This is a genomic window from Pantoea sp. NGS-ED-1003 (assembly GCF_000738765.1).
In the GTDB taxonomy this organism is placed as follows: domain Bacteria; phylum Pseudomonadota; class Gammaproteobacteria; order Enterobacterales; family Enterobacteriaceae; genus Pantoea; species Pantoea septica.
This window is the reverse complement of record NZ_JPQA01000008.1, coordinates 216,633-242,539: the sequence shown is the minus strand read 5'-3', so window position 1 is coordinate 242,539 and position 25,907 is coordinate 216,633. Positions and strand designations below refer to the sequence as shown.

Genomic DNA, 25,907 nt, shown 5'->3' with positions numbered 1-25,907 from the left:
CGCTATCATAAGCGCAGCTTTTAGCTATAGCCGCAGGTTATAGCCAGCAGCTAAACAAGCATTCGTCCCGCTTTCCCTGGCGTGAAATAGTTCGTTTCAGACCCTCAACCCTGTCTGAAAGAGAACGCATCATGCTTATCCCGCAACCCTATCTGCTATTTCTCGGCGACGTCACCGATCCGCTGGCTGCTAAAACCGCGCGCGGCATTCAGGTATGGCGGCCCGAACAGTGCGTTGGCGAAATTCGTTTGCCGGGCTGTACCGTTTCCCTTGGCCTTGAAGAGCTGGACATCGCTACGGCCAGGGCGCGCGGCGCGAAAACGCTGGTGCTTGGCACCGCTAACGCGGGCGGCTATCTGCCTCAGCACTGGCTGGAAAGCGTTATCGCCGCCATCAAAGCAGGCATGAACGTGGCGAGCGGCCTGCATCATCGTCTGGCAGACGAGCCAGAGCTGGTGGCGCTGGCGGAGACGCACGGCGTCGAACTGTTCGATATCCGTCATATGCGGCCGAAACTTAATGTCGGCAGCGGCAAAAAGCGCAGCGGAAAACGGGTGTTAACCGTCGGAACCGACTGCTCGGTCGGCAAAATGTACACGTCGCTGGCGCTGGAAGCCGCGATGCGCGCGCAGGGCATGAAGGCGGACTTTCGCGCCACCGGCCAGACCGGCATCCTGGTTGCTGGCGAAGGTATCGCTATCGACGCCGTCATCGCCGATTTTATCGCCGGCGCCGCGGAGGCGTTATCGCCAGCCAACGACGACGATCACTGGGATATCGTCGAAGGACAGGGCTCGCTGTTTCATCCCTCCTATGCAGGCGTCAGCATGGGGTTAATCCACGGCGCGCAGCCGCACTGGCTGGTGATGTGCCATGAGATGGGGCGTCCTCATATGCGTCATTTGCCCCATCAGCCGATGGTGGGGCTGGCGGACTGTGTGGAAGCCAATCTGCGCGCGGCGCAGGTCACCAGCGACAACCCGCAGCTGGCCGGTTTCGCGATTAATACCTCTAACTTCAGCGAAGAAGAAGCGCGCGACTATTGCACGCAGCTCAGCGAAACCTTCGGCGTGCCGGCGACGGATCCGGTGCGTTTCGGCATTGATGCGATCGCTACGCTGTTAAAAGAGCGAGGCTAAGATGCGCCGCATGCTGACTGAACTCCTCACGCTGCCGCTGGCGCGGCCTTTCGCCATCGCGCGCGGCACCCGCACCGCCGTGGCGGTGATCCGCGTCACTCTGGAGCAGGACGGCTTTATCGGTCACGGCGAATGCACGCCGACGCCGCGTTACAACGAGTCCGTCGAGAGCGTCCACGCCCAGCTTAACGCGATGAAAGAGGCGATCGAAGCGGGTCTCAGCCGCCAGGCGCTGCAAACGGAACTCAACGCAGGGGCGGCGCGTAACGCGCTCGATTGCGCCCTGTGGCGGCTGGACGCCGCACGGGCGAAAAAGACGTTATGGCAGCAGGCCGCGCTGAGCGCGCCGCCGTCAGTCGTCACCGCTGAAACCCTCAGTCTCGACAGCGTAGAGAAGATGGCTGATGCGGCGCAGGACGCGGTGTCACGCGGCGCGCTGCTCCTCAAGATCAAGCTCGACCGCGAAGCGATTGTGGAAAAAGTCGCGGCTATCCGCGCCGTCGCGCCTGACGCTATTTTGATCGTCGACGCCAACGAAGCCTGGAGCGGGCTGGATCTGCCGCCGCTGTTTGCCGCGCTGCTGCCTTATCGCATCGCAATGATCGAACAGCCGTTGCCGGCGGGCGCAGATGCCGTCTTGCAGCATATCGCCCATCCCATCCCGCTTTGCGCTGACGAAAGCTGCCACACGCGCAGCGATATCGCCGCGCTGCGCGATCGCTACGAGATGATCAACATCAAGCTCGATAAATGCGGCGGCCTGACGGAGGCGCTGGCGATGGTCGACGAGGCGAAAAAGCAGGGCATGCGGCTGATGGTGGGCTGCATGCTCGGTTCTTCGCTGGCGATGGAAGCGGCGCTGCTGGTCACGCCGCAGGCAGAGCATGTCGATCTGGATGGCCCCATCTGGCTGGCGGCGGACAGTTCGCCTTTCCTCTCCTATTCACAAGGCCGCATCTGGCTGTAAACGCATATGGAGCAACGATGACGGATACTTCTCGCCTGACTGACGCCGCCAGCGTTGCCGGGTCGGACGGCGCGCCGGTGCTGGCGATAGAGCATCTCAGCGTCAGCTTTCGCGGACGCAGCGGCGCGCATCAGGCGCTGCACGACGTCTCTTTCGCCATCCAGCCGGGCGAAATCGTCGCGGTGGTCGGCGAGAGCGGGTCGGGAAAATCGGTGACCTCGCTGGCGGTTATGGGGCTGCTGTCCGCCTCGGCGCGCATTGACGGCGGCGCGATCCGCTTTCGCGACCGCACGGGCGAAACGCGCGATCTCAGCCGGCTTAGCGCGGAGCAGCGGCGCAGGCTGCGCGGACGCGAGATGGCGATGATTTTTCAGGAGCCGATGACTTCGCTCAACCCGGTGCTGCGCGTGGGCGATCAGCTCACCGAAGCGCTGCGCGACCATCAGCTCTGCTCCGGCGCCGACGCGCAGGCCCGCGCGCGGTCGCTGCTACGTCAGGTGCGCATCGCCGACGTCGATCGGGTGATGAGAAGCTTTCCGCACTCGCTCTCCGGCGGCATGCGCCAGCGCGTAATGATTGCGCAGGCGCTGGCGTGCGACCCGCAATTGCTGATTGCAGACGAACCGACCACCGCGCTCGACGTCACGGTACAGGCGCGCATTCTGCATATTTTGCGCGAGCTGCAGCGAGAAAAAGGAATGGCGGTGCTGTTCATCACGCATGACATGGGCGTCGTCGCCGAAGTGGCGGATCGGGTGGTGGTGATGTATCGCGGCAACGTCGTCGAGCAGGGACCGGTAGAGGCGATCTTCGCCGCGCCGCAGCATGACTATACCCGCGCGCTGCTGGCGGCGGTGCCGAAACCCGGGGAGATGCGCGACCAGCGCTGGCCGCAGCGTTTTCCGCTGCTGCACGGCGACGCGCCAGCCGAGGAGGCGCACATCACCGCGCGTTACGAAGAGAAACCGCTGCTCGACGTGCGCGGGCTGACCGTGCGCTTTCCCGTGCGCAGCGGCATTTTCTCCGCGCTGACGCATCGCGTGCATGCGGTCGAGCAGATCGACTTCGCCCTCTGGCCGGGAGAAACCCTGGCGATCGTCGGCGAAAGCGGCTGCGGCAAATCGACCACCGGCCGCGCCCTGATGCGACTGGTCGACGGCGACGCCGACAGCATTCTGTTTGCCGGCCGCGAAATCGCCAGCCTGAAAGAAGCACAGTTTCAGCCGCTGCGGCGTGAAATCCAGATGGTGTTTCAGGATCCCTACGCGTCGCTCAACCCTCGCCTGACCGTGGGCTTCACCATTGCGGAGCCGCTGCTGCTGCACGGCCTGGTGCGCTCGCTCGACGAAGCGACGCCGCAGGTTGAAGCATTATTAAAGAGCGTCGGCCTGCTGCCGGAACACGCGCGCCGCTATCCTCATGAGTTCTCCGGCGGCCAGCGGCAGCGTATCGCCATCGCCCGCGCCATGGCGCTCAAACCCAAAATTATTATTGCCGATGAAGCGGTCTCCGCGCTCGACGTGTCGGTTCAGGCGCAGGTCATCAACCTGATGATGGATTTGCAGCGGCAGACTGGCGTCGCCTGGATTTTTATCTCCCATGACATGGCGGTAGTAGAGCGCGTCGCCAACCGCGTGGCGGTGATGTATCTCGGCCAGATTGTCGAAATCGGCCCGCGGCAGTCGCTGTTTAATCAACCGCAGCATCCCTACACGCAGCGCCTGCTGGCCTCGGTGCCGGTAGTCGATCCGCGTCATCGTCCAGCGCGTCGTTTCGACGACGGGGAGATCCCGTCGCCTGTGCGCAGCGTAAAAGAGAGGATGAGCAAACACCGTTATCGCCAGGTCGCGCCCGATCACTGGGTAGCCGAAGAGCATTAATTGCGTCTATTCATTTCTACCAGGAGCCTTTATGAAGCCATTTTTCCGCCGCACTTCTCTCGCCCTCGGTTTAACAGCGTGTCTGGCCAGCGTCGCGCAGGCGCAGGATCTGCGTATTTCGATGTACGCCGATATTACCGGACTCGACCCGCATGATACCTCCGATAACATCAGCTATTCGGTGCAGAGCGGGATCTTTGAGCGCCTGTTTCAGTTCGACGCCAAAATGACCCTGACGCCCTGGCTGGCGACGGGCTATACCAGCAACGACGACGCCACCCAGTTCACGCTGACCCTGCGCGACGGCGTGACCTTTCAGGACGGTACGCCCTTTGACGCCGACGCGGTGAAGACTAACCTCGATCGACTCGCCGACCAGAAAAAAGGCCTGAAGCGTAATAGCCTTTACCGCATGATCAAAAGCGTCACCGTGCTGGCGCCCAATAAAGTGCAAATCGACCTCAGCGAATCCTTCGGCGCCTTTATCAACACCCTGGCGCACCCGTCGGCGGTGATGTGGAGCCCGACGGTGCTGAAAGCTTTTCCCGACGAGGCGCAGCTGCGTCTGCATCCGGTCGGCACCGGGCCGTTTACCTTTGTGGAGTGGCAGCCTGGCAAGGCGGTGACGCTGACGAAATTCAACGGCTACTGGAACAAGGGCTGGCCGAAGGTGGATCGCGTGATCTTCTCGCCAAGCCCGGAAGACGCCACGCGGGTTGCGGCGCTGAAGGCGGGCCAGGTGGACGCGATCTATCCGCTGCCGTCCGATCTTATCGGCGCGGTACAGAGCGACAGCAAACTGGCGATCCAGCGCGATCCCAGCATCTATCTCTACTACATGGCGATCAACACTCAGCACAAGCCGCTGGCGGATACGCGCGTACGTCAGGCGATCAACTACGCCATCAACCGCGAGCTGTGGCTGAAAGTCGGGTTTGCCGGGATGGGTACGCCCGCCACCTCGGCGATCCCTGTCGGGGTGCAGTTCTATCAAAAACAGAGCGCGCCGAACTATCGCTACGCGCCGGAGGAGGCGAAAGCCCTGCTCGCGGCGGCGGGCTACCCGAACGGCCTCGATCTCAAGCTCTGGTGCACCAATGCCACCGCCAGCGTCCGCGCCGCGCAGTTCCTTAAGGCGCAGCTGGCGACCGTCGGCATTCGCGTCACCGTGACGCCGATGGATTCCGGCACGCGCAACGCCAGGCTGTGGGGCGTAAAGGATCCGAAACAGGCCGAGTACGATCTCTACTACGGCGGCTGGTCTACCTCGACCGGCGATGCCGACTGGGCGCTGCGTCCGTTGTTCGCCAGCGAATCCTGGGTGCCGACCTCATACAACGTCTCCTACTACAGCAATCCGGCGGTGGATAAGGCGATCGCCGGCGGTCTGGCGACCGCCGAACCGGCGAAACGCGCGGCCGCCTACGCCGACGCGCAGACGCTGCTGTGGAAAGAGGCGCCTGTCGCTTATCTCGGCACGCCGGACAATCTGGTCGGCAAAACGGCGAAACTGAGCGGCGTGTCGATGCTGCCGGACGGCAATCTGCTCTTTAATCAGGCCGCTTTTAAATAACGCCGAACGGCACTGCAAAAAAGGAAGGTTATGTTCGCATACATCCTGCGTCGGCTGCTGGAGATGGTTCCGGTATTGCTGGTGGTTTCGCTGCTGGTCTTCGGCTTTATCAAGCTGCTGCCCGGCGATCCGGCGCGTATCTACGCCGGACCTGACGCGCCGATAGAGGCGGTTGAGGCGGCGCGTCAGCATCTCGGCCTGAACGATCCGCTGCCGCAGCAGTACGTAAACTGGCTGGGCGGTATCCTGCGCGGCGATTTAGGCGTCACCTACCGCACCCAGCAGCCGGTGCTGGAGGTGATTCGCAAAGGCTTTATGCCAACGCTGTGGCTGGCGCTGGCGGGATTCGTCTGGTCAGTGGCGCTGGGACTGGCGCTGGGTGTCACGGCGGCGCTACGGCGCGGCGGCTGGCTGGACTGGACGCTGATGAGCGCCGCGGTCGGCGGCATTTCGATGCCGGCATTCTGGCTTGGGCTGCTGTTGATCCAGTTCGTTGCCATGCCGTTCGGCCTCTTCTCGGTCAGCGGCTTTAACCAGCCTGCCGATATCATCCTGCCCGCCATTACGCTTGGTTCGTCGGTCGCGGCGGTGATGGCGCGCTTTACCCGCTCGGCGTTTCTTGAGGTGGCGCAGGAAGATTATGTGCGCACCGCGCGCGCCAAAGGGCTGCGGGCTGCGCGCGTCACCTGGAAACATGTGATGCGCAACGCGCTGATTCCGGTGATCACCATGCTGGGCCTGCAGTTCGGGTTTCTGCTTGGCGGCTCAATCGTGGTGGAAAGCGTCTTCAACTGGCCGGGACTGGGCTGGCTGCTGATTGAATCGATCAAGGCGCAGGACCAGCCGGTGATTCAGGCGCTGGTGATGCTGTTCGTATTTGAATTTATCGTAATCAACCTGCTGGTGGACCTGCTCTATGCAGTGGTCAATCCGGCAATTCGTCTCAGTCAGGGGGGCAAATGAGCCAGCAGACGCTAACCACCGTCGACAGCGAAGCGATCCGTTCGCCGTGGCGCGACTTCCTGCACGCTTTTGCGTGCAATCCGCTGGCGCTGGCGTCGGGCGGTTTCGTGCTGTTGCTGGTGCTGATCGCGCTCTTCGCGCCCTGGCTGGCGCCCTGGAACCCAATGGAGCCGGACTGGACGGCGCTCTCTATGCCGCCGTCAGGCGCGCACTGGATGGGCACGGACGAGCTCGGGCGCGACGTGCTGAGCCGGATTATCTACGGCGCGCGTATTTCGCTCTACGTCGGTATTGTGTCGGTAACGCTCGGCATGCTGGCGGGCATCGTGCTTGGTCTGCTGGCGGGCTACTATGGGCGCTGGGTCGATATGCTGATTATGCGCGGCTCCGACGTGCTCTTCGCCTTTCCCGGCATGCTGCTGGCGATTGCTGTGGTGGCGATACTGGGTCCCGGACTCAACAACGTGATCATCGCGGTGGCGGTGTTCAGCGTGCCGGTTTTCGCGCGCATCGTACGCGCCTCGACGCTGTCGTTAAAACAGGCCGCTTATGTCGAAGCGGTGCGCTGCGCCGGCGCGCCGGACCGGGTGATCCTGCTGCGACACATTCTTCCCGGCACGCTGCCGAACGTGATCGTCTACTTCACCATGCGCATCGGCACCAGCATCCTCACCGCCGCCGGCCTGAGCTTCATCGGCCTCGGCCCGGAGCCCGACGTGCCGGAATGGGGCAATATCCTCGCCATGAGCCGCAGCATGATGATGGCGGGGCTGTGGCACGTCAGCGTTTTTCCCGGCCTGGCGATTTTTATGACGGTGCTGGCGTTCAACCTGTTAGGCGATGCGCTACGCGACACGCTGGACCCTAAACTCAAGAGCTAAAGATGGACTTTCACCAACAACAATGTGCGCTGTTGCTGCAGCGCTGGCGCGCCACGCGCCGCCTTGGGCAGCCGCGCGGCGTCTGTGGTCCGACTAATCGCATCAGCGACGTGCCCGGCGTGCGCGTCGGGCACTACACGCTGGACTGCGACGAGCGGCAAACCGGCGTGACGGCGGTGGTGCCGCCGGGAGAGAACCTTTTCGCCCAGCCGCTGCCGTGCGGCGCGGCGGTCTTTAACGGTTTTGCGAAGCCGGTCGGGCTGGTGCAGGTCACCGAGCTGGGCGTGCTGCAGACGCCGATTCTGCTCAGCAATACGCTGGCGGTCGGCACGCTATTCACCACCCTGGCGCGCGCGGCGATCCGCGTCAACCCGGAGCTGGGACGCGCGCTGCCCACGGTCAACCCGCTGGCGCTGGAGTGCAATGACGGCTGGCTCAACGATATTCAGGCGATGGCGGTGACCGAAGCGATGGCGCAGGCCGCTCTCGACGACGCCGACGCCGACTTCGCGCGCGGCAGCGTCGGCGCAGGACGCGGCATGAGCTGCTTCAGCCTGAAAGGCGGCATCGGCAGCGCCTCGCGCCGCATTGACGGCCTTAACGCCACGCTGGGCGTGCTGGTGCTGGCTAACTTCGGCGCGCTGGAGGCGCTGACGCTGGATGGCGTGCGCCTTGGCGAACAGATCGCGCCGCTGCTGCCGTCGCTGACGCCGCAGCGCGACGCCGGCTCCATTATTATCGTCATGGCGACCGACGCGCCGCTCGACGCGCGCCAGCTGACGCGTATAGCGAAGCGCGCCGGCGCCGGTCTGGGACGGCTTGGCAGCTACTGGGGGCACGGCTCCGGCGACATCGCCGTGGCTTTCTCCACCCGGCCCGTGCCGCAACCGCCACCGGACGCCGCGCTGGAGCCGATGCTGTCGGCTGCGGCCGACGCCACCGAACATGCGGTGCTGGATGCGCTGCTCAGCGCGCAGCCCGTTACCGGCTTTCGCGGCCACCATCGTCCGGCGCTCAGCGATGTGCTGGACCGCCTTGCAGGAGTCACACCGTGAAAATTTTTATCTCGGCCGATATCGAAGGCGTCGCGGGGGTAATGCGTCCTGAACAGTGCGCGCCCGGCCACACCGAATGGCAGCTGGCGCGCGAGTTAATGGAGCAAGAGGTTAACGCCGCGATCGACGGCGCCTTCGCAGCAGGCGCGACTGAAGTCGTCGTCGCCGACAGCCATGCGCAGATGACCAACCTGCGCGCCGCAAACATGGATGCGCGCGCACGCCTGGTGCAGGGCAAACCGCGCGCGCTCTCGATGGTAGAGGGACTGGAACAGCAGCGCTTCGATGGCCTGATGCTGATCGGCTATCACAGCGCGGCAGGAGAGCCTGGCGTACTGGCGCACACCATCAACGGCCGCGCCTTCTGGCGCATGTTGATCAACGATCGCGTGGTGGGTGAAAGCGATATTTACGCGGCGGCGGCGGCGGAACAGGGCACGCCGCTGTGGCTGGTAAGCGGTGACGACTGCCTGCAGCAGTGGATCGCCGAACGCCACCCCGAAGCGGAATATGTCTGCGTAAAGCGCGCGATTTCCCACACCTGCGCCGAATCGCTCAGCCCGCAGGCGGCGCGGGAGCGCATTCGCGAAGCGTCAGCGCGCGCGGTTTCGCGCGCCTCTGGCCCATGCGACGCCTCTCTGAACGCGCCCTATCGGCTGACGCTGCAGGCGAGCAGGCCGGTGCTGGCGGATCTTTTCTGCCTGATACCCGGCGTTGCGCGCCTCGACGCCGTCACGGTCGGCTACCAGGCGGAACGCATAGCGACGCTGGTCAGCCTGCTCAGCGCCTTCTCTTATCTGGCGTCGACACAAAATTAAACGCTATGTCATCGGATGAGCGGAAGTTTGTACGATTTTCATCTCATCTTTTGCTAACCTGCGCGCGAATTTATCTATAACAACGAGGCAGTAATGCAGCTTTGCAGTTTTTATCTTCCAGACCAGGGCATTAAAAGTTTCGGCATCGTCAAAGAAAATGGGGTGGTGGATGTCGGCACGCGCATGGGCGCGCAGTGCCCGGATCTGAAAACCTTCCTGCAGCGCTCCTCGCTGGCGGATCTCGCGGCGTTTGGCGATCGACCTGCCGACTATGCCTTCGACGCGCTGCGTTTTCTGCCGGTAATTGACAATCCCGGCAAGGTTTTTTGCGTCGGCATGAACTACGCCGATAAGCGGAAAGAGTTTTCAGAAACCCAGAACGCGCCGACGCTGTTTATCCGCTTCGCGGACTCCCTGACCGGCCATGAGCAGCCGCTGATGAAGCCCGCCTCCACCAGCGAATTCGACTACGAAGGCGAACTGGCGGTGATCATCGGCAAACCGGCGCATAAGGTGAAAGCCGACGAGGCGCTGAGCTACGTGGCAGGCTACAGCTGTTTTATGGATGCGACAGTGCGCGACATGCAGTTTACCTGGTTTACCGCCGGGAAGAACTGGCCGCAGACTGGCGGCTTTGGCCCCTGGATGACGACGGCCGAGGCGATTGGCGACCCGCAGACGCTGGGGATCAAAACCTTCCTAAACGGGCGCGAAGTGCAGAATGATACCACCGGCAGCATGGTGCACAGCGTCGCGAATATTATCGAGTACATCTCCGCGTTCAGTCCGCTTTCGCCGGGCGACGTCATTTTCACCGGTTCGCCGGGCGGCGTCGGTAAGAAGCGCACGCCGCCGCTGTTTATGTTCAGCGGCGACGTAGTGGAAGTCGAGATTGAGAAGATCGGCAGGCTGCGTAACGTTATCGCGTAAACTGCACCACCCGGCTGCGGTTAAGCAGCAGACGCAGCCGGTTGCCGTCGCGCTTCAGCATAAAGCGCTTTTGCCAGGGACCGTCCTGCGCGGTCGCCAGCACGCGGTCGCCGCTCAGCGATCTCAGGCTGGCGACAATCGCCGCCGGGCCGATGCCCATCGTTAGCCTCTCGCCCTCAATCACCAGTTCGCTGCGCCACTGCGGCAGGAACCAGCGTCCCTGCATCGCCTGTAAGCTGGCGCCGTCAGGCTGCGCCGGCACAAAGCGGCGCGGCGCATAGCCGATCTCGCCGACGATGGCGTCGCCTTGCTGGCACAGCCGCAGCGGAAAACTGCTGGAGAGCGAACGCGCCTCGCCCTGGGCGCCAACGCGCCACAGCGTTTCGCTTGCGCCGAGCCAGGTCGCTGCGTCGCCAGCGATCTCCAGCCACTCCGCCTCTTGTTCCCCGACATAGAGGCCGGGCGTGAGATCGTGCCCTTTCTCCGGCAGCGTGCGGTTAAGCAGCGCCGCCATCACGCGCAGCGCGCCTTCAGAGGTGGCGACATCTTCGCGATTCGCCACCAGCGCCACGCCCGCCTGGCGTTCAGGATGCAGCAGGAAATAACTTTTATAGCCCGCGTGCGAGCCGCCGTGGCCAAACAGCGTCTGGGTGCCGATCTGCGTGCTGGCCAGACCCAGTCCGTAGCCGCTGACGCGTCCATCCGCCAGCAGGCGCGGCGCGCTGAGGCGCCGCAGCACGCCCGCGCCGGGGCCGCTGTCGCTCAACAGCGCCTGCAGCCAGCGCGTCAGATGGCGCAGGCTGCCGGCGACGCTGCCGGAGGCGGAGAGATGAAGGCCGGCGCTGGCGAGCTGCCAGCGGCTGCCGTCGAACCAGTAACCCGGCGCCAGACCGGGCACCACGTCGAACCAGGTTTCCGGCGCGGTCAGGCTGATATCCAGCGGCTGACAGATATACTGCTGCAGCAGGGCGTCGAAACGCACCCCTTTCGCTTTTAGCGCCTCCTCCACCAGCCGATAGCCGGTATTGGTGTAAGAAATTTCGCTGCCGGGCGGGTAGTTCAGCTCGCTCTCCGCGGCGAGAAACGCCAGCAGGTCGGCGTCGGTGGTGGCGTTGTAGAGCGACAGCCCGATCAGCGACAGCGTTTCGCGCAGATCCGGCAGCCCGCTCGACATATCCAGCGCCTGTCCCACGGTAACCTGACCGTTGGCGCCGCGCAGCTGCGGCAGGTGATCCGCCAGTTTGTCGTCAGACGACAGATAGCGGCGTCCCGGCCCGGTCGCCAGCGCAGCGAAAAGATGTTTGGTGATGGAGGCGAAGCGCACCACGCTGTCGAGGGTAAACGGCGTCTGCTGCGCTAAATCGGCCACTCCGGCGCAGTGCGCCGAATGCACCTGACGCGCGTCAAACAGCACTATCGCGCCGCCCGGCGCGCCGGGCTGCCGCCAGCCCTGGACAAGCTCATCGGCGACCGCTGCCGCCCGTTGCCACTCCAGCGTCATGCCGGCTCCTCCAGTCCAATGCTCAAATCGAACAGCTGCGCGGTATGCGGATGATGAATTCGCCGCGCGCGCAGGTCGTCCGCGCTCAACTGCTCTACCATTTCGCCATGCTGCATCACGCCGATACGCTGGCAAAGATGGGCGACGACCGCCAGATTATGCGTCACCAGAATATAGGTAAGATTGCGCGCGCTGCGCAGATCGCTAAGCAAATTGAGGATTTCCGCCTGAACGGAAACGTCCAGCGCGGAGGTCGGCTCATCCAGCAGCAGCGCCTCCGGCTCGGCGATCAGCGCGCGAGCGATCGCCACGCGCTGGCGCTGACCGCCGGAAAGCTGATGCGGATAGCGGAAGCGCGCGGCGGCGGGCAGGCCGACATCGCTCAGCGCCTGGTTGATGCGCTGTTCGGCGCGATCGAGGCGATGCACCAGCAGCGGCTCATGCAAAATACGGTCGATTGTCTGGCGCGGATGCAGCGAACCGTAGGGATCCTGAAATACCATCTGCACCTGACGGAAAAAAGGGCGGCCGCGTCGGGCGCTTAGCGTCATGCCGCCGAAGCGGATTTCACCGCGCCAGTCGTTGTTCAGTCCCGCCAGCGCGCGCAACACCGTTGATTTGCCGGAGCCGCTTTCGCCCACCATGCCGAAACTCTCGCCGCTGCCTACCTGGAAAGTGACCGCTTTGACGGCGCGGTGCGCGCCGAAACTGACGTCCAGATTGTTGATTTCAAACATAGCTTGCTCCTAATCGCGCCATGCGTCGTCGCGCTGCAGCGTCGGCAGGCGCGCGCGCGGGTGACGCAGCGACGGCAGGCAGGCCAGTAGCCCCTGCGTGTAGGGATGCTGCGCCTGGTGCAGCTGCCGGGCGTCAAGCTGCTCGACGATACGTCCGGCGTACATCACCGCCACGCGATCGCAGAAGTGCGACACCAGCGGCAGGTCGTGACTGATAAGGATGAGTCCCATACCGCGCGCTGAAACCAGATCGTCGATCAGGCGCAGAATCTCCGCCTGCACCGTCGCGTCGAGCGCGCTGGTAGGCTCGTCGGCGATCAGCAGTTCGGGATCGGGCGCCAGCATCATGGCGATCATCACCCGCTGCCCCATGCCGCCGGAAACCTCATGCGGATAGCGTAGCGCTACGGCGGCGGCGTCGCGAATTTTCACCTGCTCCAGCAGGCCGATCGCCGCCTGCATCGCCGCTTTTCTGCTGCCGCCTTTGTGTTCGCGCCAGGCCTCGGCGATCTGCTGGCCGATAGTCATGACCGGGTTAAGCGAATATTTCGGATCCTGCAGAATAAAGCCGACGCGTCTGCCGCGGATCTGCCGCAGCGTTTTTTCGCTGGCGCCGCGCAGGTCGATGCCGTCAAAACGCAGCGTGTCGGCGCTGACTTCGGCGTTGCCCGGCAGCAGCTGCATCAGGCTGCGCGCGGTGAGCGATTTGCCCGAGCCGCTCTCGCCGACGATGGCGAATTTCTCTTTGCCGACGCTAAAACTGACGCCGCGCACCGCCTCGAACCTTTCCGCGCGGCTGCGGAAGGCGATGCGTAGATTCTCTATTTCCACCAGCATTTAGCGCTCCCTGGGATCGAGGACGTCGCGCAGGCCGTCGCCGAGAAAGTTAAAGGCCAGCGAGGTGACAAAAATCGCGATGCACGGCATCAGCGGCACCCACCACTCGCTGAAGAGAAAGCGGCGCGCGGTCGCGATCATGGTTCCCCATTCCGGCGACGGCGGCTGCGCGCCCATGCCGAGAAAACCGAGGCTGGCGGCGGTGATGATGATGGAACTCATATCAAGCGTGACGCGCACGATCAGGCTCGGCACGCAGAGCGGCATAATGTGACGCAGAATAATGCGCAGCGGCGACGCGCCGGTCAGGCGGCTGGCGGCGATAAAATCGCTGTGGCGAAACTGCAGCGTTTCCGCGCGCGCCAGCCGGGCATAAGGCGGCCAGGCGGTAAGGGCGATCGCCAGCACCGCGCTCTCGACGCCCGGCTTGAGCGCGGCGACGAAGGCCAGCGCCAGGATCAGGCGCGGGAAGGCGAGAAAAATATCGGTGACGCGCATCAGCGCCTTATCGACGAGGCCGCCGAGATAACCGGCGATACAGCCAATCAGCAGACCAAGCGGGGCGGTCAGCGCCACGACGGCGATAACCATGCCGAGCGTGGTGCGGCCGCCGTAAATAATGCGCGTCCAGAGATCGCGTCCAAGCTCGTCCGTGCCGAGCCAGTGCGCAGCGGACGGCGCCGCCAGACGGTTTTCCAGATGCTGCGCGCCGGCATCGTAAGGCGTCAGCAGCGGCGCGGCGATGGCCAGCAGCAGCATCAGCAGAATAACGGCCATACCGCCTGTCGCCAGCGGATTGCCGCGCAGGTTGAGCCACAGGCGATAGCGTCGGCCCCAAACCGCCTGGCGGCGGTTGGTCGGCGAATCGGCCAGCAGCCAGTTACGTGAAATAAACATTATTTTATCCGTGGATCGCAGAGTCGATAGAGAAGGTCGGCGAGCTGGTTGAGCAGCACGTAAACCGTGCCGACCAGCAGCGTGGCGCCCACCACCGGATTCATGTCGGCGTTCATTAACGAGGTGGTGAGATACTGGCCGAGGCCCGGCCAGGCGAAGACATTTTCCGTCACCACCGCGCCCTCCAGCAGCCCGGCATAGGTCAGCGCCAGCACCGTAATCAGCTGAACCGCGACCGTTGGGAACGCGTGACGCCAGATGACGCGGCGTGAAGACAGCCCCTTGGCGCGCGCGGTAATCACAAACTCGCCGCTGAGCGCGTTGAGCATAAAGGTGCGGGTCATGCGCGTGATGTAGGCCATGCTGAAGTAGGCGAGGATGCAGACCGGCTGCGCCATGTGCGCCAGCGCGTCGCGGAAGGCGTCATATTCGCCCGCCAGCAGCGAATCGATGGTGAGAAATCCGGTAACCTGCGGGATCATATCCTGCCAGATGATGTCCTGCCGCCCTGGCCCCGGCGCAATCCCGAGCACGGCGTAGAACAGCAGCAGGCTGAGCAGCGCCAGCACGAATACCGGCAGCGAATGGCCCGCCAGACAGATGACGCGGATGGTCTGATCGAGCCAGGTACCCTGGCGCACCGCCGCCCAGACGCCGAGGGGAATGCCGATCAGCGCGGCAATGACGATCGCCGCCGTCGCCAGCTCCATGGTGGCCGGGAAAAAGCGGGCGATATCGCTGGTCACGCTGTTCGACGTCAGCACGGAACGGCCCAGGTCGCCATGCAGCAGCTGGTTGAGATAGTGGCCGAACTGCACGTAGAGCGGCTGATCCAGCCCCATCTCCGCGCGCGCGCGTTCCACCACCGACTGCGGCGCGTTGTCGCCAACCGCCGCCAGCACCGGATCGGTCGGCATTACCCGACCAATAAAAAAGGTCAGCACCGTCAGGCCGAACAGCGTTAGCAGCAGGCTGCCCAGCGCGCTGGCGCCGCGTTTTGCCGCGCCCGTCACGCTTTTTTCACCTGCTGATAAGGCCATTGTTCCAGCACGGTCATATGCACGTCAGAGAGACTCTTCGCGCAGGCGGTGGTCTGAATCTGCTGCATCATAAAAATGAACGGGCTCTTTTCCCGATGCAGCTGCTGAATTTTTTCATACAGCGCGAGACGCTGCGCCGGGTCGCTTTCGTGCAGCGCCTGCGTGGTGAGCTGGTTAAATTCGTCGTCTGACCAGCCGCAGCGCCATGCCAGGGTGCGGTTGCGCGCGTTGGTGCTGTTATCGGTATTGACGCAGAACGCTTCCGTATTGGAGTTCGGATCGAAGTAGTCCGCGCCCCACGAGGTGATCGCCAGCTGATGCTGACGCGCGCGCATCTTTGTCAGCACCTGACGGTTCTCCGAGGCGATCAGCGACACCTTGATGCCAATGGCGCCGAGCTGGGTCTGAATCGCCTGGGCGATATCGGGATAGGGCTGCATCGAATAGTGGTCAAGGGTGATCTCGAAACCCTCCGGGTAACCCGCTTCCGCCAGCAGCGCTTTCGCTTTATCGACATCGCGATGAAAAGGGGTGTCGTCGAGCGCTGCCGGAAAGCCGGAAGGTAAAAAGCTCTGATGAACGTTGTAGGTCAGCGACAGAATATTTTTCTGGATGCTGTCGTAGTCGATCGCCCACTTAAGCGCCTGCCACACCTGCGGCTTCTGCAGCAGCGGATGGGTGGTATTGCATGACATCAGCATGATGGCGGAAAGCGGCTGCTTCACCAGCGTCACCTCGCTGCTGGACTGCAGCGGTTTTAACTGCTCGGTGGTGAGATCGTAGGCGACGTCCACGTCGCCTTTTTGCAGCATCAGCGACTGCGCGGCGGGGTCGGCGATATGCTTGAGGATGACGCGCTTGATCGCGCTCTGGCCAGCGTACTGCGGGCTCAGCTCCAGAATCACCGTTTCGCTCGCTTTCCAGCTGCGCAGCGTGAAGGCGCCGGAGCCGGCGCTGTGCTGCTTCAGCCAGGCGTTGCCGAGGTCGCCGTTTTGCTGGTTGGCGAGACAGGCTTTTTTCGACACGATGCTGCCGACCGTGGCGGAGAGACAGTAGAGCAGGAAGGATTCTGAGGCGGGCGCGCCCAGCGCCATCTCCAGGGTATGGGCATCTTTCGCCGTCACCTTGCTGGCGACATTTTCTTTGGTAAAGCCGAACTGGTTAATGATAAAGGCCGGGCTCTTATCCAGCTTGACGATGCGCTCGATGGAAAAGGCCGCATCCTCGGCGGTCACCGGCGTGCCGTCGGCGAATTTGGCCGCCGGATCGAGGCGGAAAGTAAATAGCGTGTTGTCGCCGTTCGCCTCCCAGCTTTGCGCCAGCATGCCGACAATCTTATCCGCCTGCTGCGGATCGGGCTGCACCAGCTTCTGGTAAAGATTGCCGCAGATCTGACCGCCGGTCGCTTCAAAGCTTTCATGCGGGTCGAGACTGGTCATATTGTCGAGCTGCATCGCCATGACCAGCATGCCGGCTGGCGCGGCGGCGAAGGCGGGGTTGAAGCTTAGCGAGGATAAAACCGGCGCGGCAGCGCAGCCTGCGATAAAGCGTCTTCTGGTGACCATTTATACTCCAGGTTATTGATTATTAAAAGTAAAAAACAAAATTAGTCTGTTATTTGTCTTGACATGCGTCCGGCTGCGGGAGATTAATAATTGCTCTTTACGCCGCATAAAACGCCTGCTCTGTTTTGGTGCGTCCGCGCCGCCTGCATGCCGCTTTTGTGCAATACCCTTTGCCAACGGAATCTAAAAAATGTCGGAAAATCATCCTCAGGCGTGGCCGAACGTTCCCGTATTCGACGGTCACAACGACGTGCTCTGCCGGCTGTGGCAGCACCATCGTCCCGACGCGGTTAACGCGTTTTTGCAGGGCACCTCGTCAGGCCAGCTCGATTTTCCGCGCCTGCGTCAGGGCAATATGGCGGGCGGCCTTTTCGCCGCCTGGGCGCCTGGGCACTCCTCGCTCGCCGCCGCGGACGATGGGAACGCTGCAAGAAGCGCGCCACTTCCTGTTTCTCTCTCTGAAGAGGCGAACGCCACCGCGCGCGATGCCACCTTCGCCATGCTGGCGCTGCTGTTGCGCATCGAACAGGCCGCGCCAGCGCAGATCAAAATCTGCCGCAGCGTGCGTGATATTCGCGACGCTATGGCCCGCGGCAGGCTGGCGGTGGTGATGCATATTGAGGGCGCCGAGGCGCTGGACGTCGACGGGGAACTGCTCGATATCCTGTACGCCAGCGGCCTGCGCAGTCTGGGGCCGTTGTGGAGCCGCCCTAACCAGTTCGGCGAAGGCGTACCCTTTCGCTTTCCGTCGTCGCCCGATATCGGCAATGGGCTGACCGACGCGGGCAAACAGCTGGTGCGCGACTGTAACCGGCGCCGCATTCTGGTCGATCTCTCCCATATGGATGAAAAAGGCTTCTGGCACACTGCCGCCATCAGCGACGCGCCGCTGGTGGCGAGCCACTCGAACGCCCACGCGCTCAGCGCCCAGTCGCGCAACCTTACCGATCGCCAGCTGGCGGCGATCGCCGAGACGCGCGGCTTTGTCGGGGTGAATTTCGCCGTGCCTTTTTTGCGCGAAGACGGCAGGCGCGACGCGCCGACCAGCCTGGAGGAAATTGTCCGCCACGTTGAGTATCTTCTCGACAAGGTCGGCGAAGATGGCGTGGGTTTCGGCTCCGATCTCGACGGTGCCACCATGCCGGACGATTTTCGCGACGTCGCCGGCTTCCCTCGGCTGGTCGCCGCGCTGGCGGCGCGCGGCTATAGCGCTGAGCTGCTGCATAAAATCTGCTATGGCAACTGGCTGCGCGTGCTGGAAGCGACCTGGGGCGAATAACCATGCGTCTGCGTCATATTGAAGTTTTTCAGGCGATCGTTCAGGCGGGCAGCATCAGCGGCGCGGCGCGGCTGCTAAACGTGTCGCAGCCTAACGTTAGCCGCGTGCTCAATCATGCCGAGCAGCAGCTGGGTTTTGCGCTGTTCGAACGGCGCGCGCAAGGGCTGGTGATCACCGCTGAAGGACGGCGACTGCTGCCTGAAATCGACGCGCTTTACCATCGCCTTCAGGCGATTAACCAGCTGGCGGATCAGCTGCGGCGCGGCGAAGGGCAGACGGTGCGCGTCGGCGCGGCGCACGCTTTTGGTCAGATGGTGATGGCGCCCGCGCTGGTGCGCTATCGGCATCAGGCGGCAGCGGTCAACGTTGAGCTTGTGACCGAGCATTTTTCCACGCTGTGCCGCAACATTCTTGACGACCAGCTCGATTTTGCGCTGGTGTTTGGTCAGCAGGTTGATGCGGATTTGCTGGCGGAGCCGCTTTTCCACTCCTCAATGGTGGCGCTGCTGCCTCCCCATCTCAGCCGCGAAGAGCCGGTGTCGCTGGAGTGGTTGTGCGCCAATAATCTGCTGCTGATGCAGGCGCAGGATCCGCTTGGCCGCGTGCTGCACCGCGCGCTTTACGATAAGCGGCTCTATCCGGCCGTTTCGCTCTCGATTAAAACCTACTCTGTTATCGCCGATATGGTGCTGGCGGGCGGCGGCGTCGGCGTGGTCGACCTTTTTACCGCCTGTCGCTACGCCGATCAGCTGACGTTGCTGCCGGTCGCGCAGCCGCTGCCGTTCGAGGTGATGCTCATCAGCCGTCGCGATCGACCGCAGTCGCAGTCCACGCTGCACCTGAAGCAGGTTATCCGCCATCGCCTGTGGGAGATCGCGCAGCAGTGCGAGGCGCGGCTGGCGCGTCCCTGACAATAACTTTCTCCCGCCTCGCCTGCTGGTCACGATTTCGCCGCCTACACTGAAGTGACACAACCATATTCAGGAGCGGGTAATGAGGCGTAAGGAACAACCGACGCGTTGGAAAAGCGGCGCGCTGCTGGCCGGCCTGGGGCTGGGCGCAGCGGCAACCTGGTGGGGCGTTCAGCAGTGGCGGCGGTTAAAACAGACGCCGCCCGTTTCGCCGCGCAGCCATCACGCCGGACTGGCCGGTTATTTTCAACAGGTTGGCGAGTGGCGCATGTTTACGCGCGTCACGCCCCACGACGCGCCCGGCCTCCCGCTGGTGCTGGTACATGAGCTGGTGATGTCGGGACGCTCAATGGAGGAGCTGGCGCTGGCGCTGAGCAACAACTATCGCGTGCTGGTGCCCGATCTGCCCGGTTTCGGCGCCAGCGTCTTGCCGGCATCGGCGCCTGTGCTGTCGGTCGAAGAGCAGGCCGACGCGCTGTGGCAATGGCTGCAGCATAACCAACTGACGCGCGCTATCTGGATCGGCAGCGCCTCCGGCTGTCAGGTGCTCGCCGCGCTGGCCGTCAGGCATCCCGACGCGGTGGCCGCGCTGGTTTTCCAGGGCCCGACGGTGGATCGCCACGCGCGCAGCCTGCTGCGTCAGGCGTGGCGCGGCTGGCGAAACAGCCGTCTCGAACGCCATCGCTCCTCCACGTCGCTGATGCACGTCGACCTCGCCAAAGCTGGCCTGTGGCGCGCGCTGAAAACCCATCGTCTGCTACTGCAGGACCGTATTGAACATCGTCTGCCCTATATCAACGCGCCGACGCTGCTGCTGCGCGGCTCGCGCGATAGCGTGTCGCCCGCGCGCTGGGTCGACGAGCTGGGCGCGCTGATGCCGCGCGGCGAGGTGCTGACGCTGCGCGGCGGCACCCATACGCTGCACTACGTCTATCCGTGGAGCTTCCGCCACGCCATCCGTCCCTTTCTGACGCGCATTCAGCAGGAGAATCAGGATGAGTAAACTGCCCAAAGGCATCGCACGCTTCGACTCTGCCACCGCCATGCTGATGGCGCTGGCCCACACGCTGCATGATAAGCCGGTCGACGACGCCGACGCGTCGCCGATGCGCGATCGCCTGCTGCCGTCGCTCGACCGCCTGCCGACCCGGCTGAGAGAGTGGGGCTATGCCGTCGGCGGCATGGCGGAAGGCATCACCGAATCGCAGGCGGGCGATCTCGATATCGAAGGCATCGCCGAATGGATGGTGAGCGAATATCCTGAACGCGACTATCCCGCCGCCTTTATCGGCTCATCGAACGGTGCGCTGACCCATCTGGCGGCAGCGGCGGGCGCGCCCTGGCTGCCGCAAACCTTTCTCTGTCCGGTACGTTCGCAGCACAGCGATCCCGACGACGCTCAGGCGAGCTTTGAGCAGGGCAAAGCGGTGGCGGCGGCGCTGCTGGCCGCGTGGCCGCGTCTGGCGGTGCATCAAATCCAGGATCCCAATCAGGACCGGCTGATGCTCGACAAACTGCGCTACTTCCATCTGAAGCTGCGCGCGCTGCCGCTCGCCTTTAATGAGTTCCTGATGCGCAGCCTGCCGGGCAAAAGCACGCTGTTCATCAGCCACTGCACGCAGCAGTGGCCGGTGACGCGCACCAGCGATCGCTCTTTCTTCCAGTTCGGCGCGCTGGGCGGCGCAACGGAGAACGAATACCTGCAGGGCGGCGGACGCGTAGCGGAACTGCTGGCGCGTTACGGCAGCGAGCGCGAGCAGTGGCAGGCGCCCGTGCCTACCGATCGGGTGCCGGAAGCGGAGTGGGGACTGGACGAATACCTGAAATCGCCGCTGAAAAAGCTGGCGGCGGATCAGGGCTGGCAGCTGATGGAGATACGCTATCAGGATCCCGAGGCGCTGAGCTTCGTGGTGGCGGAGATCTACCGCGACTGGTATCTGGCGGCGGGCATCCACGCGACGCGCCTGACGGTGGGCAGCTATCTGCTGATGGATCCCTGGTGCGCCATGCGTCAGCACGCTATTCCGTTCTGGCTGATGTCGGGCGCCGAGCCTTCCGCCGCCTCGCTGATGCGCTTCCTCGACCGGCAGCCGCGCTATCGCGATATCGATATGCTGCTCTATTCAACCGGAACGGAGAGCATCGGGCTGGCGCCGCTCGAGCGCTGGCAGGGATTGCTCGATCGCGCGATGAATGAGGGGGCGTTCGTCGGCGTCGATACCGAGCGCTATCCGCATGATTTGGCCGCTTTCGCGCACTTTGACGCCGCGCTGCGGGCGCGGGCGCCGCTCTTCGCGCCGCCGCCGCCGCTAAGCGTGGAGAAGGTCATTTCCGGCATCGAGCGCTACGGCGCGCGCCACGGCGTGACGCTGCATAAACTGAGCTAGCCGGGCGAGCGCCCGGCTGCTTTATTGCTATACGCCGTCGGTGATCGGCTTACGCACCAGCACCAGATAGGCGAGGGCGCCCACCACGGCGATACCGGCGCAGATCATCAGCGCGAGGCTGAACGACTTCGTGGTATCCAGCACCCAGCCGGTGATGACCGGCGCGAAGGAGGCGAAGACAAAGCTGGCGAAGTTCTGAATGCTGCCGACCGATGCGGTCATGCGCGCCGTGACATTGGCGTGGATCAGGCCCCAGCAGGAGGTGCCCGCGAAGTGGATGCAGAACAGCGCCATCCCGATCAGCGTGACGGCGCTGGTGGTATCGGTGGCGCGCGTCACGAAGGCGGTAAAGGCCGCCGACAGCAGCATGCCGGAGATAATGCACACCTTGCGGGTCTTCACCGCGTCGAAGCCGCGGCGCACCAGCGCATCCACCGCGTAGCCGTTCAGCAGCATGCCCGCTGCGCCGAACAGGAACGGAATCGCCGCCAGCAGGCCGGTACTCTTCAGATCCAGATGGTAGGTCGACTGTAGATAGCCCGGCAGCCAGGCGATATAGAGCCAGGCGGTATAGTTGATGCCGCTAAAGCCGATCATCATGCCCCACATGGTGCGCTGCTTAAACAGGCCGCGCCATTCGGCGAAGCTCAGCGGCTCTTTACGCGACGCCACGCTGCCCGCCTGCAGATAGTGGATCTCTTCCGCGCTGAGCTTATTGTTGTCGCGATCGCGATAAATCAGGTACCAGCCAATCGCCAGGAACATGCCGAGCACGCCGATGATAATGAACATGCCGCGCCAGCCGAACGCCAGCATCATCGCGGCCAGCACCGGCGGCGCCACCGACAGGCCGATCATTGAGGCGGCGTTGAAGAAGCCCATCGGCATGCCGCGATCTTTAATGTTGAACCAGTCGTTGATCACCTTTACGCCGCACGGGTTCATTGGCGCTTCGCCGATGCCGAGGCCGATGCGCACCAGAATAAACTGGGTGAAGTTATGCACCAGTCCGGCCGCCGCCTGAAACAGCGACCAGATGAACATGCCGAGGCCGAGCATAATGCGCGGCCCTTTACGGTCCAGCAGCGCGCCGCAGGGCAGCTGCGCCAGCCCATACGCCAGCGAAAAGGCGGAGAGCAGCATACCGATCTCGGTGGCGTTCAGCCCCAGTTCCTCGCGAATAGTCATGTTGGCGACCGAGAGCGAGCTGCGGTCGAGATAGTTAATGATGGCTGCGAACAGCAGCAGCAGCATGGCGGTGATCTGAATCTTGCGAATGCGCGGCGAGCGCACGATATCGCTGCGCGCCGGCACATATTCCTGCTCTGGCGGCGTTCCGGCGGCCGGATTTTTAGCGTCGCGGGTTGAGGTATTTTCCATGGCATTCTCCCGTAGCGGGGTCGTTATCGTTATCAGACAGCTAAGGACATAGCGGCCAGGCGGCCGTTATGAGTTGCAGTCGAGACTAGAAGCAATGCAGCCAGGATGTTGCGAAGATGTTTCTGATTCGTGCGGGAGCTAATGCTTTGCGGTTTTTAATCGGTTTTTAATTGTACTGGCGGATCGAGCGCGTCATCGACGAGCGGGAGGTGGCCAGATGATTATGCAGCGCCAGCAGCGCATCAACGTCCTGACGGCCAATAAGCGCGGAGAGCAGCGCCATATGCTCCTCCAGCGCCACGATATTGCGCTGCTTGAGATCGCGCTCATCCCACTGGTAGTGCGAATGAAAAATAACGGAAATAATCTCCAGCGAGTGGTTGAAAAAGGGATTGTTGGCGGCGGAGAGGATCAGCGAATGCAGCTCTTTATCCAGCGCGGCGAACTGGCGGTAGTCGCTGGCGATGGTGTCGCGCAGGGCGCGGTGGCGATCCAGCAGGTCACGCGCCTGAATCCAGCGCTCATCCTGCGGCGGCAGGTTAAGAAAGCGCGTCAGCGCGTGCGTTTCCAGCATCTCGCGCAGCTCGAACAGCTTGTCGGCATAGTCCAGGGTGAACTTCTTCATGCGCCAGCGGCCGCGCTTGACCGGCTCCAGCAGATCGTAACGCATAAAGCGCAGCAGAAATTCGCGCACCACCACCGGGCTGACCTTCACCCGCTGCGCCAGCTGTAGCTCGCTAAAGGCGTCGCCGGGCGAGAGCTGGCGCTGATTGATCATCTCGAAAAAGGCCTGTTCGAACTGGCTCGCCTGCTGCTCAATCGGCGAGGTCAGCTCGCTGAAACCATCCTCTTCCTGCGGCTGCCGCACGATCACGTAAGTTCCGGCCACTTTTTCCAGCACGCCGCGCTGCGCCAGATAGTGCAGCGTATGGCGCACCGTGGTGCGGCTGATATTGAACATCTCCGCCAGCGCGGCCTGGGCAGGCAGCGGCGAACGGATATGGCGCTGGGCGATCCCTTCCAGCATCTGGTTGATGACGTTCTGGCGCAGATTCAGGTTGCGGCTCACGGGCATTCTCCGGTTTTTTATTTATTAAAAACCATTCAAATCCCAAAAAAAACGCCGTGCCTCACAGATCGCGCGGGCAAAACAGCCGGTGGGTGATCAATTCGTCATAACTGCGGCAGGACAACAGGAGAATTCCCATGACGACAATGAAAAGCCTGGTCATCGCTGAACCAAAGAAAATGATCTGGGCCATGCGCGAGCGGCCTGTGCCTGCGGCGGGCGAGGCGCTGATTAAAATCATCGCCGCCGGCATCTGCGGCACCGATATCCACGCCTGGGCGGGCAATCAGCCGTTCTTCAGCTATCCGCGCGTGCTGGGACATGAGCTGTGCGGCGAAGTGGTCGCGCTTGGCGAAGGCGCAACGGGCGTTGAGCCGGGCCAGCGCGTGGCGCTGATCCCCTATATCTCCTGTCTGCGCTGCGATGCCTGCCAGAGCGGCAAAACCAACTGCTGCGAACAGATTTCCGTGATCGGTGTGCATCAGGATGGCGGCTTTTGCGAATACCTCGCCGTGCCGGCCGGCAACCTGCTGCAGGTAGAAGAGGTGGCACCGGAGGCCGCCGCGCTGATTGAGCCGTTCGCCATCAGCGCGCATGCGGTGCGCCGGGCAAACGTCGGCGCGGACGAGGATGTGCTGGTGGTGGGCGCGGGGCCGATCGGCCTGGGCGTGGCGGCGATCGCCGCGGCAGCGGGCGCTAACGTCGTGGTGGCGGACACCAGCGAGTTTCGCCGCGCGCACGTCGCGAAAGAGCTGGGTCTGGCGGCAATCGATCCGGCGCGCGACGATTTTTACGACGCGCTGCGCGCGCAGTTTAACGGCAGGCTGGCGCTAAAAGTGCTCGACGCCACCGGCAGCCCGGCGGCGATGAACAACGCCGTCAACCTGATGCGGCACGGCGGCACCGTGGTCTATGTCGGCCTGCATAAGGGCGATCTGGTGATCCCGGACAGCGAGTTCCACAAGAAAGAGACGACGCTAATGGGCAGCCGCAACGCGACGCGCGCAGACTTCGATCGCGTGCGCGATTTGATGGCGAGCGGCCAGCTGCGCGCCGCGATGATGCTTAACGCGCACTTCGCTTTCTCGACGCTGGCGGAAAGCTTCGAGCCGCAGGTGATCAACAACCGCGAGCTGATAAAGGGCGTTATTCACTTCAATCGCTAAGCGTGCGGAAGAAGTGGTCGCGCACCCGCGCGGCGTCCACGCCCAGCGCCACGCGCTGGGCAGGCAGGTGGCGAAACGGATCCTCCCGCGACGCCAGCGCGCTCAGCTTACGCACCGTTTGCCCGCGCGCGATGCCCTCGGTGATCACGCGCAGCGGACCTTCGCTTAGCTGAAATGCCTCGGGCTGGCAGAGCCAGGCGATCGCCAGCGTGTCGTGCAGCGCCATGCCGTCGAACCCCTCTTTTTGCAGACTATAGGCAAGATAGGGCCGCACGATGGCGCTCAGCACCGGCTGGTTTAGCTGCTCGACTTCCTGCCCGCTGATCAACACCTTGTGCGTCACGTCGAGCGGCAGCACCACGATGTTAAGCGCCGAGCTGAGCACCTGATCGGCGGCGTACGGATCTTTCCAGATATTGAACTCGGCGAAAGGCGTCACGTTGCCGCTGTGGCCGTCGGTGCCGAATGCGCCGCCCATGATCGCCAGCTCTTTAACCAGCGGAATAATGTCCGGCGCCTGATTGATGGCGCTGGCGATGTTGGTCAGCGGGCCAATCGCCACCAGCGTAATTTCATGCGGCCGGGCGCGCACGCTGTCGATAATAAACTGCACCGCGCCCGGCGCCGCGTCGCTGTAAGTATTGTCAAACGCGTCGCCTAAGCCGTCGGCGCCATGCAGCGTCGCCGGCTCGCTGGGCGCCAGCGCCAGCGGGCGCGAACAGCCGCGGTAGACCGGCGCGTCGATCTGCATCTTTTCGCAAAACAGGCGAGCGTTCTTTACCGCCTGTCCCACCGCCACGTTGCCGAACACTGTGGTGATGCCCAGCAGCCGCTGCGTGCGCGCCGCATAAGCCAGCGCAAAGGCGTCGTCTACGCCGATATCGGTATCGAAAATCAAAGTGCGCATCACTTCTCCCTAAATCAGGACTCTA

The 25,907-nt window shown here is 63.3% G+C and carries 23 protein-coding genes; 14 read left to right on the top strand and 9 right to left on the bottom strand.

Going from position 1 to position 25,907, the window contains the following annotated elements; translation table 11 throughout:
• Nucleotides 1–131: 131 nt before the first annotated feature.
• The 9 genes from dgcN (at nucleotide 132) to JS46_RS17115 (ending at nucleotide 10,206) form a co-directional block, all read left to right on the top strand.
• Nucleotides 132–1,139, top strand: coding sequence for an N-acetyltransferase DgcN (gene dgcN / locus JS46_RS17155; protein ID WP_033753466.1), 1,008 nt, complete (start codon nucleotides 132–134; stop codon nucleotides 1,137–1,139).
• A 1-nt stretch (nucleotide 1,140) separates the two neighbouring features.
• Nucleotides 1,141–2,106, top strand: coding sequence for an N-acetyl-D-Glu racemase DgcA (dgcA, locus tag JS46_RS17150; RefSeq protein ID WP_033753463.1), 966 nt, complete (start codon nucleotides 1,141–1,143; stop codon nucleotides 2,104–2,106).
• Between the two features lie 17 nt (nucleotides 2,107–2,123).
• On the top strand, nucleotides 2,124–3,986 hold the full coding sequence (locus JS46_RS17145; RefSeq protein WP_033753460.1) for an ABC transporter ATP-binding protein: 1,863 nt from the start codon (nucleotides 2,124–2,126) through the stop codon (nucleotides 3,984–3,986).
• A gap of 31 nt (nucleotides 3,987–4,017) precedes the next feature.
• Complete coding sequence (locus JS46_RS17140) at nucleotides 4,018–5,559, top strand: glutathione ABC transporter substrate-binding protein (RefSeq protein WP_033753458.1); 1,542 nt, start codon at nucleotides 4,018–4,020, stop codon at nucleotides 5,557–5,559.
• Nucleotides 5,560–5,589: 30 nt separating this feature from the next.
• Nucleotides 5,590–6,522 (top strand): ABC transporter permease, encoded by a 933-nt coding sequence (locus tag JS46_RS17135; protein WP_033753456.1) that lies wholly within the window; start codon nucleotides 5,590–5,592, stop codon nucleotides 6,520–6,522.
• Nucleotides 6,519–7,403 carry an ABC transporter permease subunit gene (locus tag JS46_RS17130; RefSeq protein WP_033753453.1) on the top strand — a complete coding sequence of 295 codons (885 nt, stop codon included), beginning with the start codon at nucleotides 6,519–6,521 and terminating at the stop codon, nucleotides 7,401–7,403. Before JS46_RS17135 ends, JS46_RS17130 begins: the two co-directional genes overlap by 4 nt.
• A gap of 2 nt (nucleotides 7,404–7,405) precedes the next feature.
• Nucleotides 7,406–8,458, top strand: coding sequence for a P1 family peptidase (locus JS46_RS17125; RefSeq protein ID WP_033753451.1), 1,053 nt, complete (start codon nucleotides 7,406–7,408; stop codon nucleotides 8,456–8,458).
• Nucleotides 8,455–9,276, top strand: coding sequence for a M55 family metallopeptidase (locus JS46_RS17120; RefSeq protein WP_033753448.1), 822 nt, complete (start codon nucleotides 8,455–8,457; stop codon nucleotides 9,274–9,276). The genes JS46_RS17125 and JS46_RS17120 overlap by 4 nt, the downstream gene beginning before the upstream one ends.
• 93 nt (nucleotides 9,277–9,369) lie before the next feature.
• Entirely contained in the window at nucleotides 9,370–10,206 is an 837-nt protein-coding gene (locus JS46_RS17115) for a fumarylacetoacetate hydrolase family protein (protein ID WP_033753445.1), read from the top strand.
• On the opposite strand, the gene JS46_RS17110 is transcribed toward JS46_RS17115, so the two are convergent.
• From JS46_RS17110 to JS46_RS17085, 6 genes are read right to left on the bottom strand one after another with little or no spacing between them, the layout of a single operon-like run.
• On the bottom strand, nucleotides 10,196–11,707 hold the full coding sequence (locus tag JS46_RS17110; protein WP_033753442.1) for a serine hydrolase: 1,512 nt from the start codon (nucleotides 11,705–11,707) through the stop codon (nucleotides 10,196–10,198). The two genes, JS46_RS17115 and JS46_RS17110, sit on opposite strands and share 11 nt — an antisense overlap.
• Nucleotides 11,704–12,444: an ABC transporter ATP-binding protein gene (locus JS46_RS17105; protein WP_033753439.1), complete on the bottom strand. Its 741-nt coding sequence runs from the start codon at nucleotides 12,442–12,444 to the stop codon at nucleotides 11,704–11,706. Before JS46_RS17105 ends, JS46_RS17110 begins: the two co-directional genes overlap by 4 nt.
• 9 nt (nucleotides 12,445–12,453) lie before the next feature.
• The gene (locus tag JS46_RS17100; protein ID WP_033753436.1) at nucleotides 12,454–13,281 is read right to left on the bottom strand and encodes an ABC transporter ATP-binding protein; all 828 of its coding nucleotides are present in this window, start codon (nucleotides 13,279–13,281) and stop codon (nucleotides 12,454–12,456) included.
• Nucleotides 13,282–14,178 carry an ABC transporter permease gene (locus tag JS46_RS17095; protein WP_033753433.1) on the bottom strand — a complete coding sequence of 299 codons (897 nt, stop codon included), beginning with the start codon at nucleotides 14,176–14,178 and terminating at the stop codon, nucleotides 13,282–13,284.
• Nucleotides 14,178–15,218, bottom strand: coding sequence for an ABC transporter permease (locus JS46_RS17090; protein ID WP_051905641.1), 1,041 nt, complete (start codon nucleotides 15,216–15,218; stop codon nucleotides 14,178–14,180). Before JS46_RS17090 ends, JS46_RS17095 begins: the two co-directional genes overlap by 1 nt.
• A complete protein-coding gene (locus tag JS46_RS17085) occupies nucleotides 15,188–16,783 on the bottom strand; it encodes an ABC transporter substrate-binding protein (RefSeq protein WP_033753429.1) in 1,596 nt (531 codons plus the stop codon). The genes JS46_RS17090 and JS46_RS17085 overlap by 31 nt, the downstream gene beginning before the upstream one ends.
• Nucleotides 16,784–16,973: 190 nt before the next feature.
• Between JS46_RS17085 and JS46_RS17080 the strand changes: the two genes are divergently transcribed.
• From JS46_RS17080 to JS46_RS17065, 4 genes are all read left to right on the top strand, one after another.
• Complete coding sequence (locus tag JS46_RS17080; protein WP_033753426.1) at nucleotides 16,974–18,062, top strand: dipeptidase; 1,089 nt, start codon at nucleotides 16,974–16,976, stop codon at nucleotides 18,060–18,062.
• Nucleotides 18,063–18,064: 2 nt separating this feature from the next.
• Nucleotides 18,065–18,973 (top strand): LysR family transcriptional regulator, encoded by a 909-nt coding sequence (locus tag JS46_RS17075; RefSeq protein ID WP_033753424.1) that lies wholly within the window; start codon nucleotides 18,065–18,067, stop codon nucleotides 18,971–18,973.
• Nucleotides 18,974–19,055: 82 nt separating this feature from the next.
• Nucleotides 19,056–19,976, top strand: coding sequence for an alpha/beta fold hydrolase (locus JS46_RS17070; protein ID WP_033753422.1), 921 nt, complete (start codon nucleotides 19,056–19,058; stop codon nucleotides 19,974–19,976).
• Entirely contained in the window at nucleotides 19,969–21,360 is a 1,392-nt protein-coding gene (locus JS46_RS17065) for a hypothetical protein (protein WP_033753420.1), read from the top strand. The genes JS46_RS17070 and JS46_RS17065 overlap by 8 nt, the downstream gene beginning before the upstream one ends.
• A gap of 27 nt (nucleotides 21,361–21,387) precedes the next feature.
• Here JS46_RS17065 and JS46_RS17060 read toward each other — a convergent pair whose 3' ends face one another.
• Together JS46_RS17060 and JS46_RS17055 are read right to left on the bottom strand one after the other, a co-directional pair.
• A complete protein-coding gene (locus JS46_RS17060; protein ID WP_033753418.1) occupies nucleotides 21,388–22,740 on the bottom strand; it encodes an MFS transporter in 1,353 nt (450 codons plus the stop codon).
• Nucleotides 22,741–22,906: 166 nt separating this feature from the next.
• Entirely contained in the window at nucleotides 22,907–23,809 is a 903-nt protein-coding gene (locus JS46_RS17055) for a GntR family transcriptional regulator (RefSeq protein WP_033753416.1), read from the bottom strand.
• Nucleotides 23,810–23,946: 137 nt separating this feature from the next.
• Here JS46_RS17055 and JS46_RS17050 point away from each other — a divergent pair, with 137 nt between their 5' ends.
• A complete protein-coding gene (locus JS46_RS17050; protein ID WP_033753414.1) occupies nucleotides 23,947–24,975 on the top strand; it encodes a zinc-binding alcohol dehydrogenase family protein in 1,029 nt (342 codons plus the stop codon).
• Here JS46_RS17050 and JS46_RS17045 read toward each other — a convergent pair.
• A complete protein-coding gene (locus tag JS46_RS17045; RefSeq protein ID WP_033753412.1) occupies nucleotides 24,965–25,882 on the bottom strand; it encodes a nucleoside hydrolase in 918 nt (305 codons plus the stop codon). The genes JS46_RS17050 and JS46_RS17045 overlap by 11 nt on opposite strands.
• Nucleotides 25,883–25,907 lie beyond the last annotated feature (25 nt).

Bases quoted from the DNA above. Each gene is read 5' to 3' on its own strand.
- JS46_RS17060 (WP_033753418.1), bottom strand. From the start codon at position 22,740: ATGGAAAATACCTCAACCCGCGACGCTAAAAATCCGGCCGCCGGAACG.
- JS46_RS17115 (WP_033753445.1), top strand. From the start codon at position 9,370: ATGCAGCTTTGCAGTTTTTATCTTCCAGACCAGGGCATTAAAAGTTTC.
- JS46_RS17050 (WP_033753414.1), top strand. From the start codon at position 23,947: ATGACGACAATGAAAAGCCTGGTCATCGCTGAACCAAAGAAAATGATC.
- JS46_RS17130 (WP_033753453.1), top strand. From the start codon at position 6,519: ATGAGCCAGCAGACGCTAACCACCGTCGACAGCGAAGCGATCCGTTCG.
- dgcA (WP_033753463.1), top strand. From the start codon at position 1,141: ATGCGCCGCATGCTGACTGAACTCCTCACGCTGCCGCTGGCGCGGCCT.
- JS46_RS17125 (WP_033753451.1), top strand. From the start codon at position 7,406: ATGGACTTTCACCAACAACAATGTGCGCTGTTGCTGCAGCGCTGGCGC.
- JS46_RS17100 (WP_033753436.1), bottom strand. From the start codon at position 13,281: ATGCTGGTGGAAATAGAGAATCTACGCATCGCCTTCCGCAGCCGCGCG.
- JS46_RS17070 (WP_033753422.1), top strand. From the start codon at position 19,056: ATGAGGCGTAAGGAACAACCGACGCGTTGGAAAAGCGGCGCGCTGCTG.
- JS46_RS17090 (WP_051905641.1), bottom strand. From the start codon at position 15,218: ATGGCCTTATCAGCAGGTGAAAAAAGCGTGACGGGCGCGGCAAAACGC.
- JS46_RS17095 (WP_033753433.1), bottom strand. From the start codon at position 14,178: ATGTTTATTTCACGTAACTGGCTGCTGGCCGATTCGCCGACCAACCGC.
- JS46_RS17145 (WP_033753460.1), top strand. From the start codon at position 2,124: ATGACGGATACTTCTCGCCTGACTGACGCCGCCAGCGTTGCCGGGTCG.
- JS46_RS17065 (WP_033753420.1), top strand. From the start codon at position 19,969: ATGAGTAAACTGCCCAAAGGCATCGCACGCTTCGACTCTGCCACCGCC.
- JS46_RS17105 (WP_033753439.1), bottom strand. From the start codon at position 12,444: ATGTTTGAAATCAACAATCTGGACGTCAGTTTCGGCGCGCACCGCGCC.
- JS46_RS17080 (WP_033753426.1), top strand. From the start codon at position 16,974: ATGTCGGAAAATCATCCTCAGGCGTGGCCGAACGTTCCCGTATTCGAC.
- JS46_RS17140 (WP_033753458.1), top strand. From the start codon at position 4,018: ATGAAGCCATTTTTCCGCCGCACTTCTCTCGCCCTCGGTTTAACAGCG.
- JS46_RS17045 (WP_033753412.1), bottom strand. From the start codon at position 25,882: ATGCGCACTTTGATTTTCGATACCGATATCGGCGTAGACGACGCCTTT.
- dgcN (WP_033753466.1), top strand. From the start codon at position 132: ATGCTTATCCCGCAACCCTATCTGCTATTTCTCGGCGACGTCACCGAT.
- JS46_RS17110 (WP_033753442.1), bottom strand. From the start codon at position 11,707: ATGACGCTGGAGTGGCAACGGGCGGCAGCGGTCGCCGATGAGCTTGTC.
- JS46_RS17085 (WP_033753429.1), bottom strand. From the start codon at position 16,783: ATGGTCACCAGAAGACGCTTTATCGCAGGCTGCGCTGCCGCGCCGGTT.
- JS46_RS17075 (WP_033753424.1), top strand. From the start codon at position 18,065: ATGCGTCTGCGTCATATTGAAGTTTTTCAGGCGATCGTTCAGGCGGGC.
- JS46_RS17135 (WP_033753456.1), top strand. From the start codon at position 5,590: ATGTTCGCATACATCCTGCGTCGGCTGCTGGAGATGGTTCCGGTATTG.